Below are 14,035 nucleotides of genomic sequence, written 5' to 3' on the forward strand. Positions count from 1 at the left end.
CGATCAGCTTGTGGGCGAGACGGTTGGCGCGGCTATCGAGTTCGGCGTAAGTCAGCTGTTGGCTGGCGAAGGTGACCGCCAGCGCGTCCGGTTGGGCGGCGACTTGGCGGTCGATCAACTGATGAATACACAGATCATCGGCGAAGCCTGGGTCCGCGCGGTTCCAGTCATGGACGATGCGCTGGTATTGCGCAGCTTCAAGCAGCGGCAAATCGCTGATGCGCTGCTGGCTGTCGTTGACCATACCGTGCAGCAGATGGGTCCAGTGCCGAGCCATACGGGCGATGGTCGGCGCGTCGAACAAGTCATTGGCATAGGTCAGCGCGGCGTGCAGTGTGCCGGCCTTTTCATAGGTGTCCAGGGTCAGGTCGAACTGGGTGGTGCGCCCTTCCCATTCGATCACGCCCAATTCCAGGCCCGAGGCGGTGGTCACCGTGGAAATGTCCGCCACCTGTGGCTGATGGTTGTACATCACCTGGAACAACGGCGTGTGGCTGAGGCTGCGCTCCAGCTTCAACGCTTCCACCAGCCGCTCGAACGGCAAGTCCTGATGGGCCTGGGCGCCGAGGGCGGTTTCCTTGATGTCACTGAGCAAATCCACCACGCGGGTCTGGCCGTCGAGCCGGGTGCGCAGCACTTGGGTGTTGACGAAGAAACCGATCAAGCCTTCGATTTCGCCGCGATTACGGTTGGCGATCGGCACGCCGACGCGGATGTCGGTCTGCCCGGTGTAACGGTGCAGCAAGGCGTTGAAAGCGCCAAGCAACAGCATGAACAAGGTGATGTTGTGCTTCTGCGCGGTGGCTCGCAGTTGCTCGGCCAGTTGGCCATCAACGCCGAACTCATAACGCGTGCCGCGATAGCTGGGCATCGCCGGGCGCGGGCGATCGGTGGGCAACTCCAGCACCGGGTGCTCGTCGCCCAATTGGGCTTGCCAGTATTCCAGTTGCCGCGCCTGCTCCCCGGCTTCCAGCCAGCGGCGTTGCCACAAGGCATAGTCGCTGTACTGAATCGGCAGTGGTGCGAGCTGCGGTTGCGCGCCTGCATCATGGGCGTCGTAGCAGCGGATGAACTCATCGATCAACACGTTCATCGACCAGCCATCGGAAACGATGTGGTGCAGGGTCAGCAGCAGCACGTGCTCCTGCTCGGCGAGCTTGAGCAGCTTGACCCGCAGCAGCGGCCCGACGGCCAGGTCGAACGGCAGCAACGATTGCTGCTGGGCGGCCTCGGCCACGGCCTGCTCGCGCTCAAGGGCTGGCAGCGCGCTGAAATCGACCTGCTCGATCACCAGCGGCGCACGGGTCGGCGCTTGTTGCAGAGTCTCGTCGGCCTGACGCTGGAACACCGTGCGCAGGGTTTCATGACGCGCCACCAGGCTGGCGAACGCCTGCTCCAGGGCCGGCAGGTTCAACCGCCCGGTCAGGCGTACCGCGCCCGGCAAGTTGTAGGCGCCGCTGTGCGGGTCCAGCTGCCAGAGAAACCACATGCGTTGCTGGGCGTAGGACAGCGCTTGCCGGTCCTGGGCCTCGACCCCTTGCGGAATCGGAAAACGGGCGAAGTCCACGCCCTCCTTGTGCAAGGCCGCAAGGAACATCTGGCGCTTTTCCAGGGGCAACCCGATAAACCGGCGAGCAAGTTTCAAGGAGTCTTCAGCATTCATTTCTTAGCATCCGGATCAGTAGGCAGGAAGCACAAAGGCACGTCGTCCCTATAAAACGAATGCAGACCGGAAAAATTAGCGTTTGAGAACAAGTATCAGGAAGGGAGGTCGAAGCGGCTGGAATCGGCGGTGTAGCGAAGGAATGAAGGCCGGACACAGACCTGTGGCGAGGGAGCTTGCTCCCGCTGGGTTGCGAAGCGACCCTAAAACCTGCGACCTCGCTGTATCAGGATTACCGCATTCGCTGGTTTACGACTGCTGCGCAGCCGAGCGGGAGCAAGCTCCCTCCCACAGAGATCACCAAACTGAAGCATCGTGTTAACCGACAGCCGCCAAGGCATGCCGCCGATGATGAACCTCCAGCTGATCCTTGATCACCCGCAGCACCTTGGCTTCATGCTCATGAATGAAGAAGTGCCCGCCGGCCAGCATGTCCACCGAAAAGCTGCCATGGGTTTCCTTGCTCCAGCCGATCAACTGCTCGGTGGTGGCCTTGTCGGACTTGCCACCCAGCACGTGCACCGGGCACTTGAGCAATGGCCGCTGCACCGGCTGAAAACGTCCGCACAGCAGAAAGTCCGCGCGCAGAATCGGCAGTGTCAGGCTCATCAGCTCTTCATTGGCCAGCACCTCTTCGCGGGTGCCATTGAGCGTTCGCAGCTGCTCGATCAACTGCGCATCGGTTTTCGGTTCGGCAAAGCCACGGTCGTAGTCGGCCCGCATCGTGGGCGCCGCCGTTCCCGAGGCAAACAGGGCCACCGGTTCCGGGCAGCCCAGCTCACGAAAGGCGTGGGCCATCTCGCATGCCAGCAAGGCCCCCAGGCTATGACCAAACAAGGCGTAGGGCGCCTTGAGCGTCGAACTCAGCTCCCTGGCCAATTGCATCGCCAGTGCGCGCATGTCGGTGTGCAGCGGTTCGCCGAACCGTGCGCCCCGCCCCGGCAGCTCTACCAGCTGCAACTGCAACCACTGCGGCAATTTGCGCCGCCAGCGGCTGTAGACCATGGCACTGGCGCCAGAATACGGCAGGCACAGCAGGGTCAGCTTGGTCACCACGTTTACCTCAAAAAGTCGTCTGTAAGGGAGGACGGCCCGCAAGCGGCGAAAATTAGTCAGCGCCGGTTAAATTTCCGTTGCAGGTGCTCGTCCCTTGTTCAGACTAAAAATAGCTCAGACCGACCAACAAGGGGCATCGCCGTGGACCTGCAGACCATCCTGGGCAAACTGTTTGCCAATGCCGGTGCCGTCGGCATCGAAGGGGTTTTTCAATTCGTGTTCGGCCCGCACCAGGCGTACTGGTCCGAGGTCAAGGCCAGCAGCCGCACCGCAGCCGGCCGACATGCCAGCCCCGACGTGACCATCGAAGTCACGGAAAAGGATTTTCTCGGGATCATGGGCGGCATCGCCAACGTCGAGGAGCTGTTCGCCAGCGGCCGCTTGAAAATCGGCGGCAACATGGGCCTGGCGACGATGCTGCCGCAGATCATCGATCACGCCCGCCATGGTGGCGGCGTGGTGGAAAAGGTCGACATGAACAAGCGCTACCCGACCCCGCCGCGTTTCAGCGAAAAGGTCTCTGCGAGCCTGCCGCCCCAACGCGCGGTGGAGCGCCGGCCACGCAGCGAGCTGTCGGTGCTGGAGTTCGAGACGCGCTATCTGCCCCACGGCATTCCGCTGGTGATCAGCGATGCCCTGCAAGACTGGCCCCTGTTCAAGCTCGGCCGCGAAGAGTCACTGGTGCATTTCGCCGAACTGCAAGGCATCACCCGCCACGGCGATTACGTGAAGAAAACCTTCTCTACTGAACGGGATTTCCGCTCCACCTCCATGGCCGAGTTCATCGCCTCCCTGGACACCCCGGCGGTTAAAAGCGCCGATGGCGAACCACCGGCTTACATGGGCAACAACATCCTGCCCGCGCAGTTGATGGAGCAGATCAAGTACCCGCCCTATTTCGATCAAGCGCTGTTCATCCCGCCACGCATCTGGATCGGCCCCAAAGGCACGCTGACACCGCTGCATCGCGACGATACCGACAACCTGTTCGCTCAAGTCTGGGGCCAGAAAACCTTCACCCTCGCCGCGCCCCATCACCGCGAAGCCCTCGGCACCTGGTCGACGGCCCCCCAGGGCGGGCTCGACGGTTGTGATTTCAACCCGGATGCGCCGGATTATCAGCGCTTCCCCGGCGCGCAAGACGTGACGTTTCTGCGGGTGACCCTGGAGGCCGGCGACCTGCTGTTTCTACCCGAAGGCTGGTTCCATCAGGTGGAGTCGGTCTCGACGTCGTTGTCGGTGAATTTCTGGGTGAATTCGGGAAGAGGCTGGTAATCCCTTATGGGAGCAAGCCTGCTTGCACTCTGGATCTGCATCGCCCCGGTTATTTGTGCCCGACACATAACCCCTGTGGGAGCACCGGGCTATTTCAAAGCGTGAACGCCGGTTCGCCGCCAAATGAACTCTCTGTGGCTTAAACCGGTCAGCTGGTTAGGCCCTCGGTTCCCGGAGTTCTGCGGCAATGGCTGATCACTGCGAACAACAAAGCGCGATCGAAGCCCACGGCATCATTGGTGACATGCGCAGCGCGGCGCTGGTCAACGACAAGGGCAGTGTGGACTTTTTCTGCTGGCCAGAATTCGATAGCCCGTCGATTTTCTGCTCGCTGCTGGACAGCCCCGAAGCCGGCATCTTCCAACTGGCCCCGGACCTGCCCGACGCCCGTCGCGAGCAGATCTATCTGCCCGACACCAACGTTCTGCAAACCCGCTGGCTCAGCGATCTCGCGGTAGTCGAAGTCATCGACCTGCTACCCATCGGCGACAGCGAGGATGATTTGCCGATGTTGATGCGCCGGGTGCGCGTGGTCAGCGGTCAAGCGACGATACAGATGTTCTGCAACCTGCGTCATGACTATGCCCGGGCTCACACCAAGGCCCGGGCACGTGGTCGGAGTGTGTATTTCGAGGCCTCCGGCCAGCCGCCCATGCAGCTTTGCTCGGATCAGCCCTTGCGTGTCGAGGGCAATGCAGCGGTTGCCGAATTCACCCTCGAACAGGGCCAGAGCGCTGAGTTTCTACTCGGCGGCGTTGACGATCCGCGCTTCAAGGAAGGCGCCGCCGCACTGTGCCTGGAGCGCACCCTGAAGTTCTGGCGCGACTGGATCGGCCAGTCCAATTACCGGGGGCGCTGGCGGGAAATGGTCAATCGCTCGGCCCTGGCGCTGAAGCTGCTGACCTCGCGCAAACACGGTGCCATTCTCGCTGCCGCTACCTTCGGCCTGCCGGAAACGCCTGGCGGCGAACGCAACTGGGACTATCGCTACACCTGGATCCGCGACGCTTCGTTCACCGTCTATGCCTTCATGCGCCTGGGTTTCGTCGACGAAGCCAACGCCTACATGCGCTGGCTGCGCTGCAGAGTCAGCGATTGCCGCGGCAAGCCGATGAAACTCAACATTCTCTATGCCATCGACGGCCGCCAGGAGCTGCCGGAAACCGAACTCTCGCACCTGTCCGGCCATGGCCGCGCAACGCCGGTGCGCATCGGCAATCAGGCGTACGAGCAAATCCAGCTCGACATCTTCGGCGAGCTGATGGACGCGGTGTACCTGGTCAACAAGTACGGTGAGGCCGTCTCCCATGAGGGCTGGAAACACACCGTGGAAGTGGTCGATCAGGTCTGCGAAACCTGGCAGCAAAAGGACGTTGGCATCTGGGAAATGCGCGGCGAGCAGTATCACTTCCTGCACTCGCGACTGATGTGCTGGGTGGCACTGGATCGGGCCATCCGGTTGGCCTCCAAACGCTCGCTGCCCGCCCCGTTCGCCCGTTGGGACCAGACCCGTCAAGCGATCTACGCCGACATCTGGAGCAACTTCTGGAATGAAGAACGCGGGCATTTCATCCAGCACATCGGCGGCACCGGCCTCGACGGCTCGATGCTGCTGATGCCATTGGTGCGCTTCGTCAGCGCCAAGGATCCGCGCTGGATCGCGACCCTCGAAGCCATCGAGAAAAGCCTGGTGCGCGCGGGCATGGTCTACCGCTACCGCAACGACGACAGCCAGATCGACGGCTTGCCCGGCACCGAAGGCGCCTTCGCCGCCTGCTCGTTCTGGTACGTCGAATGCCTGGCCCGGGCCGGCCAGGTGGAAAAAGCGCAGCTGGAGTTCGAGCAATTGCTGCGGTACGCCAACCCGCTGGGGCTGTACGCCGAAGAGTTCGACAGCCATGCCCGGCACCTGGGCAACACACCCCAGGCACTGACGCATCTGGCGCTGATCAGCGCGGCGAGTTTCCTGGATCGGAAGTTGAGTGGGGAGAAGAACTTCTGGCAGCCTTGAGACCGAGGCGCCTGCTTCGCGAGCAAGCCCGCTCCCACACTGGACCGAGTTCAACACAGTTCCCATGTGGGAGCGGGCTTGCTCGCGAAAGGGACATCAACCCCAACACAAGGCTTACTGCCGCCAAACCCCGTCGGAAATGTCCGCTTTCACCGCAATTTTTGTAGGAACAAGGCTTGCCCGTAATAAACAAAAGCGCGCTCCCTCTGACCCAATTGGCCTCCCGTGGCGAGGGGGCTTGCCCCCGTTGGGGCGCGCAGCGGCCCTGAAATCTGCAACCACATTCCTCCAGAAGCACCGCATTTGCTGGCTTTACGACTGCTACGCAGCCGAACAGGGCAAGCTCCCTCACCATAGGATTACGTAGGCCAACTCCCTACAAACACCAAACAAACCCGCCCGATCAACACGCAGTCACTCATTCCTACATCCGGAAATACCTTGTTGCCAGCGCCTACATCCATCCCTACCATCCACGCTCAACGGGTACAGCGGAGCTGTCCAACAAAACCCGAATTCAAGGAACCAGAATGACCCAGCGCATCCATCGCAGCATCGATACCCCACTCCGATCAGGCCTGAACCGGACTGAACTGTGGGAGGGCCACGACAAAGGCCTGATCAAATGCTGGGAAATCGGCCGCCAACGCGCCGCCCGCTTCCCCGACCTCGCCCACCAATGCCTGACCGGCGAACTCCCGGTGCTGGGCTGGAAAGGTGGCGTCAGCCGCAGCCTGAAGAAACTCGAAAAATACGGATCCCTCAAATACCTCGCCCAATGGCAGGGGTTGCGCGGGGAAGATCTGGATATTGATCTGAGCGCAGAACGGGCGTTGACCTGTTCCAGGACCAAAATGGTGGTGACGTTTACGCCGGATCGGTCGAAGTACTTCAATCAGGTGGCAGACGTGGAAGCTTAAGGAGCAGGACGCTTGGTCGACCTACATCAGGAATTTCAAAACAGCGGTTTCTTCCACGAAGCCCGGATTGATCGACGCTCGGCTGACGCACTGGTGGGAATCGCCGCCGGGCTCGCTGCCGACGGTACGATCAACCAGCAGGAAGCCGAGTTTCTAAAGACCTGGATCGAAACCCATTTGATCCATCTCGGCGACCCGGTGGTGAATATCCTCTACAAACGCCTCGCCGGCATGCTGAGCGACGGCGTGCTTGATGCCGAGGAGTCTGGCGAACTACTGGAGATGCTTCACCAGTTCGCAGGCCTGCCGATTGGTTCTGCCCAAACGTTCACTGCGCCGACCAGCCTTCCTCTCGACAACCCGGCGCCCTCTTTAAGTTGGGCTGACCGAGTGTTCCTGTTTACCGGGATCATGGCTTACGGTCCGCGCAAGGAGTGCGAATCACTGATTATTGAACGTGGCGGGCTTATCGGCGGATCCGTCAGCAAGAAGATCCACTATTTAGTGGTAGGCAGCATCGGCAATGATCAATGGCTGCATAGCACTTACGGGACCAAGATCAAAAGAGCGGTCGAACTGAGAGAAAGTGGTATGCCGATAGCAATCATCAGTGAAGAGTATTGGCAAAAGGTGCTGTTCGGATAACCCATTACAGCCCCTATGGAGGGTCGAATGAACAAGACCCTCAAGGCAATACTGGATCTGCTGGAGCGCTGACGGAAAAACGCTCTCGATACGCCTGCGGCGTCACCCCCATCGCCCGCAGAAAACTGCGGCGCAAGGTCTCTTCACTGCCAAACCCGCATTGCACCGCGACCCGTTTGATCGGTACACCGGTGTCGCTGAGCAGCCGTCGCGCGGTCTCGACCCGAATAAGCTCGATGGCCCGGGCCGGGGTCTGGCCGGTGTCGGCGCGGTAATGACGGACGAAGCTGCGTTCGCTCATGCCGGCCTGCAAGGCCAAGGTCGGGATGCCGAGGTCCTTGGTGAGGTTTTCGCTGATCCAGGCGTGAAGTTCGTCGAAACGATTACCTTCTTTCTGCAAAGACAAGGTCACGCTGAACTGCGACTGGCCACCCGGACGCTTGAGAAACACCACCAATTGCCGGGCGACGTCCAGGGCCATGGTTCGGCCAAGGTCTTCTTCGACCATGGCCAGGGCCAGGTCAATGCCGGCGGTGACCCCAGCCGAGGTCCAGACCGGGCCGTCGTTGATGAAGATCGGATTGGGTTCGACCTGGAGTTTGGGATGCTGCTGCGCCAATTGCTCGCAACGGGTCCAGTGCGTCACCACCCGCCGACCGTCGAGCCAGCCGCTGGCCGCCAGCAAAAACGCCCCGGTGCACACCGACGCCACCCGTCGGCACTCCATCGCATGCTCACGCACCCACGCCACCAGCGACTCATCCTGCGCCGCCGCGTAAACGCCCCAGCCACCGGCAATGATCAAGGTGTCGCTGCCCCGATCCGGCAGCGGCTCCGCCAACAGCGCCAACCCCGCCGACGACATCACTGCCCCGCCACCACTGGCAATCACCGACGGCGCATAGGGCGGCGGCAAACCTTGCTGGCGGGCAATGTCGTTGGCCGAGGCAAACACCTGCAACGGCCCGGTAACGTCGAGCAGTTGCACGTTGGCAAAGGCCAGCACATGAATGGTTTTCGGGTTGTTCGGCATATTTGGCGTAATTCGTGGGGTTATTGGCCTATACGCCAGATCCTACGAGCCTACAGTGAAGCCGTCCACCCCAATCAGGAGAAAAACGCCATGACGTTGCAGATCGGATTTTTGTTGTTTCCACAGCTCCAACAACTGGACCTGACCGGCCCTTATGACGTGCTGGCCTCGTTGCCGGATGTGAAGGTGCATCTGATCTGGAAGAATCTGGTGCCAGTCACCGCGAGTACCGGGCTGGTGTTGAAACCGACCATCAGCTTCGACGACTGCCCGCCGCTGGATGTGATCTGCATTCCCGGCGGCACCGGCGTCGGGCCATTGATGGAGGATGACCAAACCCTGGCCTTCATCAAGACTCAAGCTGCCACGGCGCGGTATGTCACCTCGGTCTGCACCGGCGCGCTGGTGCTTGGCGCAGCAGGGTTGCTCAAGGGCAAACGCGCCACCACGCACTGGGCGTATCACGAATTGCTCGGGCGTTTGGGGGCGATTCCGGTGAAGGATCGAGTGGTGCGCGACGGCAATCTGCTGACCGGCGGCGGGATCACGGCGGGGATCGATTTCGCCCTGACCCTGGCGGCTGAACTGTTCGATGAAGACACGGCGCAACTGGTGCAACTGCAGCTGGAATACGCCCCGGCACCGCCGTTTGCTTCGGGCAGCCCTGAGACAGCGCCAGTCAGCGTGCTGGAGGAAGCCCGCAAACGCGTTGCCGCGTCGCTGAAATTGCGCTCGGAAATCACCGAACGTGCAGCGGCGAAACTCGACTGCCGGTGAAAGAAATGGCTGCGGGAACCAAGGTCCCCGCAGCCAGTCACTCTCAGATGCCGCGGTGTTTCAGGCATACCGTGCTTGTGGGGTCTACGACTGCTGCGCAGCCTTCGGCTGCAGCTACAGGAGATCTGGATTCAGTGTTCTGCAGACGAAAAAAAACCCGCCTAAGCGGGTTTCTCAAGACCATTGCGACATCCTGTCGGCAGCCATCCTGGCGTATGGTCGATCATCCGTGATCCTGAGCACGTCCTGTGCTTCAGTTGATGGATCCAGATTAAACCCATCGGTGAAGTCTCAAAAGACGACATACCAGCGGCTTCGTGTAAGCCATTGACCACTCAGCTCCTGAAACCGCCCTTGTAGCAGCTGCCGAAGGTTGCTACGGGAAACCAGGTTGCAGTTTTTCGAAGCCGAAAAAAAACCCGCCGAAGCGGGTTTTTCCCAAGACCATATCGACTCCCTGTCGGCAGCAATCCTTGCTTATGGTCGATCATCCGTGACCCTGAAGCACTTCCTGTGCTTCAGTTGATGAGGCTAGATTACGCTTCGGATCCAATCTGCAATAGACGACATAGCTACTATCGCGTGTAAGACATTCGCCATAGTCACCTTTCCGAACCCCCTTAGACGTGTCAGCCATCACGCGCTGAGGCCACGAATTTCATGGCCTGCAGCCATCAACCTCGCTGGCTCTAATGGGTCTTGGTATTTGTTCTCAGAAATTCTTCGATATTGTTCATCTGCTCATCCCATCCACGGCTGTCCATGCGGAACGCCTTGAGCCTGCGCGATTGAGGGATGTGATCGAAACCGGATTCGACGACCGTCAACAACGTGCCTTCGTCCATATCCTGGAGCTCGAACTTCACCAGCGTGGTGGGTTCCTGGGAGTAATCGACTTCCGGTTCCACCGCATAGGGGTGCCAGCGGAACGAAAACACCCGCTCCGGTTCGACTCGCTCCACCAGTACATTCCACAACAAGTGCTCATAACCAGGATAAGTAATCTGCCCCTGGGTCCACTCGCCAGCGACAAAGCGCTTACCTTCGAGCGCCACGCCAAACCACTGCCCAAAGGCTTCGGCATTGGCCAGCACGCGCCAGACCTGCGAGCGCGGCACCTTGAGCAGGATCTTCCTTTCGATGCGATCTGATGCTGGGTTCATAAGTCACCTCCTGTATTGAACAGTAGGCCTGTAAAGACCATAAGACCACCCTAAAAGTTGTATCAAACGGGCGCCGCCATCAAGCATGCATGAAATATTCGGCCTCGGTTCTGGCCATAAGTTCTGGGTTGAAAGGGGAAGTCAGCAGGCGAAACCCTGCTGGGGCTAGCTTGCGAGAATGCTGCCGCCTTCGCGGCTTCAGGCGCTCTTGCTACGAGCTGAAACCGCCATCTTCGCTACACTGCACCCCAACTTTCCATCACCACAGCGAGCCCCCCATGCCCCCACGTTTTCTCCTGGCGTTGACACCGCTGCTGTTCACCACCGTGGCGCACGCCGTGGACTGTGCCAATGCGAACGACCAGGGCACCATGAATCAGTGTGCCGCCGAGCAATACAAAGCGGCTGATAAAGAGCTGAACACGCTTTACCAACAAATCACCAAACGATTGAAAGACAATCCCGATGCCAAGAAGCTGCTGGTCAGCGCACAACGCAACTGGGTGGCGTTTCGTGATGCTGAGTGTGAGTTTTCGACCTCTACGGTGTCGGGGGGCAGTGTGTATCCGCTAATCTACAGTCTGTGCACCACCAACCTGACCAAGGCGCGCGTCGAAACCTTCAAACGCTACCTAACGTGTGAGGAAGGCGATATGAGTTGTCCGGTGCCTGGGGTTTGATGCCGTGGTGTCTTTGAGGACCTCATCGCGAGCAAGCTCGCTCCCACGTGGATTGCGTTTATTCGACGTTGGTGGCTCAGCACAGCATTGAGCAACACATCGGTGCCCTGACGCACGTCTGGGCGAAATCGGTGGCCAGGCCTTCGATCGCCTGAATCATCCGCGCCACGCCGTACAAGGCATCCACGCTCAAAACCTGCGCCACCGGCTCACCGGCGCGCAGCCGCTCCAACAAGCGCGGTTCGGCGCGACCCGAAGCCAAGGCCTGATCGATGACAGCGGCCACCGTTCGCCAGTCGAGAAACAGCACACCGTTGTCGTCCGCCAGCACCAAATCGCCGGGACTCACCGTGACGCGGGCACTGTGGATTGACTGATTGATCTGACTGTCGCCACGGCCATGCAGCTTGGTGGTCAGCAGGCTGGTGCCGCGAGCGAAGACGGGGCGGTGAATTTCGATATCCAGCTGCTGTGGAATCGCGAGCAGAAGATGAGTCAGGCCGAAACCGTGTTTCTGGAAAGCTTCCAGCACATGCTCAATATTCGTGAGCCTGTGCTGCGAAGCCTTGATTGTTTAGACGTGAGGGTCGCCCGGCGCTTTGCTCGGCGCGGCGTATTGCGGCTTCAGGTGGCCCTCCTGATCGAGCAGCCAGGCGTCCATGATCTGCCGCACCACGGGACCGGCGACGCGACCTCCGGCCTCGCCGTTTTCGATCATCACCGAGATGACAATCTTCGGATGTTCGGCCGGAGCGAAACCGACGAACAAGGCGTTGTCGCGGTTACGCTCAAGGGTTTTCGCCCGGTTGTAGCGCTCACCCTGCTTGATCGCCACCACTTGCGCGGTCCCACTTTTGCCGGCAATGCGGTACTGCGCGCCCTCCGCTGCCGCTCGGGCAATCCCGCGAGCATCGTGCATGACCATCTGCATGCCATGGTTGACCTGCTCCCAGTCACGCGGGTCCTTGAGCAGGATATTCGGCATCGGATGCTCATCCACCGGCGCTACGCCATCCACACTCTTGGCCAGGTGCGGTCGGTTCCATACACCTTTGTTGGCGATCAGTGCGGTAGCCTGGGCGAGTTGCAGAGGGGTGACCTGCATGTAGCCCTGGCCGATCCCGAGGATCACTGTCTCGCCGGGGAACCACGGTTGACGGCGCGTGGCGCGCTTCCAGGCCTGGGATGGCATCAACCCCGGAGACTCTTCGAACATGTCCAGCGAGACCTTCTCGCCGAGGCCGAACATCGCCATGTAATCGTGCAGACGGTCGATGCCCAACTTGTGGGCCAGGTCGTAGAAGTAGGTGTCGTTGGAGCGCATGATCGCCGCGTCCATGTCCACCCAGCCATCGCCGCTGTGGTTCCAGTTACGGTACTTATGATCGAAGTCCGGGAGTTGGTAATAACCTGGATCGAAGACACGGGTCTGAGGGGTGACGACCCCGGCGTCGAGGCCGGCAATCGCCACCTCCGGCTTGATGGTCGAACCCGGCGCGTAGAGCCCCCGCAGTACGCGGTTGAACAGCGGCCGATCGATGGAGTCGTGCAGCGCCGCGTACTCCTTGAAGCTGATCCCGGTGACGAACAGGTTCGGGTCAAAGCTGGGCTTGCTGACCATGGCCAGCACTTCCCCAGTTGACGGATCGAGAGCGACCACCGAGCCACGGCGATCGCCTAATGCAGCTTCCGCGGCTTCCTGAAGTTTGACGTCGAGGCTCAGTACGATGTTTTTGCCGGGGATCGGATCGGTGTGCTTGAGCACTCGCAGAACGCGGCCTTGCGCATTGGTTTCGACTTCTTCGTAACCGACGTGGCCGTGCAACTCGGGCTCGTAGAATTTCTCGATGCCGGTCTTGCCGATGGATTGAGTGCCACGGTATTCCACCGTATCCAGGGCCTTGGATTCTTTTTCGTTGATGCGGCCGACGTAGCCAATCGAATGAGCGAAGTGCTCGCCCATCGGGTAGTGGCGAACGAATTGCGGCTCCACGTCGATCCCTGGCAGACGGAACTCGTTGACCGCCAACACGGCGATCTGCTCTTCGCTGAGTTCGTAGAACAAAGTGACTGGTACGAAGGGATGTCTAGCTTGCTTCATTGCCTTATCGAAGACCGTGCGGTCTTCGGCAGGCAGGTGCAGGAGGTTGACCAGCTCATCCAGCTCTTCTTTGACGTCGGAGGCACGCTCGCGGGTGATGGTCAGGTTGAAGCTGGGTCGGTTGTCCGCCAGAACTACGCCATTGCGGTCATAGATCAACCCGCGGGTAGGGGCGATCGGCAATACGTGTACACGGTTATTTTCGGAGATCGTCGAGTGGTAGTCGTACTCGACCACTTGCAGGACATACAGGCGCACCACCAGCGCGCAGGTAATAGCGACGACGAACAAGGCGCAAGCCATCAGTCTTTTATTGACCAGGCGCTTCTCTTTTTCGTGGTCCTTGATCGGTATCGCTTCGGGCATTTCTGCAGCAGCTCTTTGACTGTAGAGGGGTGCCGATCCGTAGGCTTGAAATCAGTCCGTTAAAAACGAGCTGCACCATACCAAAAAAGGCGCGGTCACTTAGCGTGCTCTGCCGAAGTTTCATTAACGATGCGGCTGTTACCAGCGATAGCTATCGGGGTATCCCTTTGTTGCCAAGGCGCTTTCCTGCGGGCAAAACAAAACCCCTACCTGCGTATGCAGATAGGGGTTTCGGAATTTAATCTTGACGATGACCTACTCTCACATGGGGAAACCCCACACTACCATCGGCGATGCATCGTTTCACTGCTGAGTTCGGGATGGGATCAGGTGGTTCCAATGCTC

At 60.1% G+C, this 14,035-nt stretch carries 11 protein-coding genes, 1 rRNA gene and 2 pseudogenes; 7 read left to right on the forward strand and 7 right to left on the reverse strand.

The window, feature by feature from the left end; genetic code table 11:
* Positions 1–1,663: condensation domain-containing protein (locus AACY49_RS28745; protein WP_339527559.1), on the reverse strand; the 1,663-nt coding region annotated here is incomplete at its 3' end.
* 318 nt (positions 1,664–1,981) lie between these two features.
* The gene (locus AACY49_RS28750; RefSeq protein ID WP_258699888.1) at positions 1,982–2,719 is read right to left on the reverse strand and encodes a thioesterase II family protein; all 738 of its coding nucleotides are present in this window, start codon (positions 2,717–2,719) and stop codon (positions 1,982–1,984) included.
* Between the two features lie 141 nt (positions 2,720–2,860).
* Between AACY49_RS28750 and AACY49_RS28755 the strand changes: the two genes are divergently transcribed.
* The 4 genes from AACY49_RS28755 to AACY49_RS28770 all read left to right on the forward strand — a co-directional run bounded on the left by AACY49_RS28755 (position 2,861) and on the right by AACY49_RS28770 (position 7,570).
* Entirely contained in the window at positions 2,861–3,994 is a 1,134-nt protein-coding gene (locus tag AACY49_RS28755; protein WP_339527560.1) for a cupin-like domain-containing protein, read from the forward strand.
* A 187-nt stretch (positions 3,995–4,181) separates the two neighbouring features.
* On the forward strand, positions 4,182–6,005 hold the full coding sequence (locus AACY49_RS28760; RefSeq protein ID WP_339527561.1) for a glycoside hydrolase family 15 protein: 1,824 nt from the start codon (positions 4,182–4,184) through the stop codon (positions 6,003–6,005).
* A 530-nt stretch (positions 6,006–6,535) separates the two neighbouring features.
* Positions 6,536–6,925 carry a hypothetical protein gene (locus AACY49_RS28765; RefSeq protein ID WP_007933140.1) on the forward strand — a complete coding sequence of 130 codons (390 nt, stop codon included), beginning with the start codon at positions 6,536–6,538 and terminating at the stop codon, positions 6,923–6,925.
* 12 nt (positions 6,926–6,937) lie between these two features.
* Positions 6,938–7,570 (forward strand): BRCT domain-containing protein, encoded by a 633-nt coding sequence (locus tag AACY49_RS28770; RefSeq protein WP_339527562.1) that lies wholly within the window; start codon positions 6,938–6,940, stop codon positions 7,568–7,570.
* A gap of 40 nt (positions 7,571–7,610) precedes the next feature.
* On the opposite strand, the gene AACY49_RS28775 is transcribed toward AACY49_RS28770, so the two are convergent.
* The gene (locus tag AACY49_RS28775; protein WP_258699885.1) at positions 7,611–8,603 is read right to left on the reverse strand and encodes a GlxA family transcriptional regulator; all 993 of its coding nucleotides are present in this window, start codon (positions 8,601–8,603) and stop codon (positions 7,611–7,613) included.
* A gap of 90 nt (positions 8,604–8,693) precedes the next feature.
* On the opposite strand from AACY49_RS28775, the gene inhA reads away from it, so the two are divergent.
* Complete coding sequence (inhA, locus tag AACY49_RS28780) at positions 8,694–9,380, forward strand: isonitrile hydratase (protein WP_320393855.1); 687 nt, start codon at positions 8,694–8,696, stop codon at positions 9,378–9,380.
* A gap of 689 nt (positions 9,381–10,069) precedes the next feature.
* On the opposite strand, the gene AACY49_RS28785 is transcribed toward inhA, so the two are convergent.
* Positions 10,070–10,543, reverse strand: a complete 474-nt coding sequence (locus AACY49_RS28785) for an SRPBCC family protein (RefSeq protein WP_258699883.1) — start codon at positions 10,541–10,543, stop codon at positions 10,070–10,072.
* Positions 10,544–10,821: 278 nt separating this feature from the next.
* Between AACY49_RS28785 and AACY49_RS28790 the strand changes: the two genes are divergently transcribed.
* On the forward strand, positions 10,822–11,223 hold the full coding sequence (locus AACY49_RS28790) for a lysozyme inhibitor LprI family protein (RefSeq protein WP_320393854.1): 402 nt from the start codon (positions 10,822–10,824) through the stop codon (positions 11,221–11,223).
* A gap of 184 nt (positions 11,224–11,407) precedes the next feature.
* Here the strand turns inward: AACY49_RS28790 and AACY49_RS28795 are convergent.
* Positions 11,408–11,668, reverse strand: a pseudogene (locus AACY49_RS28795) (RraA family protein); the annotation flags it as partial.
* Here AACY49_RS28795 and AACY49_RS28800 point away from each other — a divergent pair.
* A pseudogene (locus AACY49_RS28800) lies at positions 11,660–11,782 on the forward strand (LysR family transcriptional regulator); the annotation flags it as partial. The pseudogenes AACY49_RS28795 and AACY49_RS28800 sit on opposite strands and share 9 nt — an antisense overlap.
* 15 nt (positions 11,783–11,797) lie before the next feature.
* On the opposite strand, the gene mrdA reads toward AACY49_RS28800, so the two are convergent.
* Both mrdA and rrf read right to left on the reverse strand, forming a co-directional pair.
* Entirely contained in the window at positions 11,798–13,690 is a 1,893-nt protein-coding gene (mrdA, locus tag AACY49_RS28805) for a penicillin-binding protein 2 (RefSeq protein ID WP_339527563.1), read from the reverse strand.
* A 242-nt stretch (positions 13,691–13,932) separates the two neighbouring features.
* Positions 13,933–14,035, reverse strand: a 5S ribosomal RNA gene (rrf, locus tag AACY49_RS28810); the annotation flags it as partial.

The organism is Pseudomonas sp. EL_65y_Pfl2_R96, assembly GCF_963970905.1.
GTDB lineage: Bacteria > Pseudomonadota > Gammaproteobacteria > Pseudomonadales > Pseudomonadaceae > Aquipseudomonas.

Bases quoted from the DNA above. Each gene is read 5' to 3' on its own strand.
- mrdA (WP_339527563.1), bottom strand. From the start codon at position 13,690: ATGCCCGAAGCGATACCGATCAAGGACCACGAAAAAGAGAAGCGCCTG.
- AACY49_RS28775 (WP_258699885.1), bottom strand. From the start codon at position 8,603: ATGCCGAACAACCCGAAAACCATTCATGTGCTGGCCTTTGCCAACGTG.
- AACY49_RS28760 (WP_339527561.1), top strand. From the start codon at position 4,182: ATGGCTGATCACTGCGAACAACAAAGCGCGATCGAAGCCCACGGCATC.
- AACY49_RS28785 (WP_258699883.1), bottom strand. From the start codon at position 10,543: ATGAACCCAGCATCAGATCGCATCGAAAGGAAGATCCTGCTCAAGGTG.
- AACY49_RS28765 (WP_007933140.1), top strand. From the start codon at position 6,536: ATGACCCAGCGCATCCATCGCAGCATCGATACCCCACTCCGATCAGGC.
- inhA (WP_320393855.1), top strand. From the start codon at position 8,694: ATGACGTTGCAGATCGGATTTTTGTTGTTTCCACAGCTCCAACAACTG.
- AACY49_RS28790 (WP_320393854.1), top strand. From the start codon at position 10,822: ATGCCCCCACGTTTTCTCCTGGCGTTGACACCGCTGCTGTTCACCACC.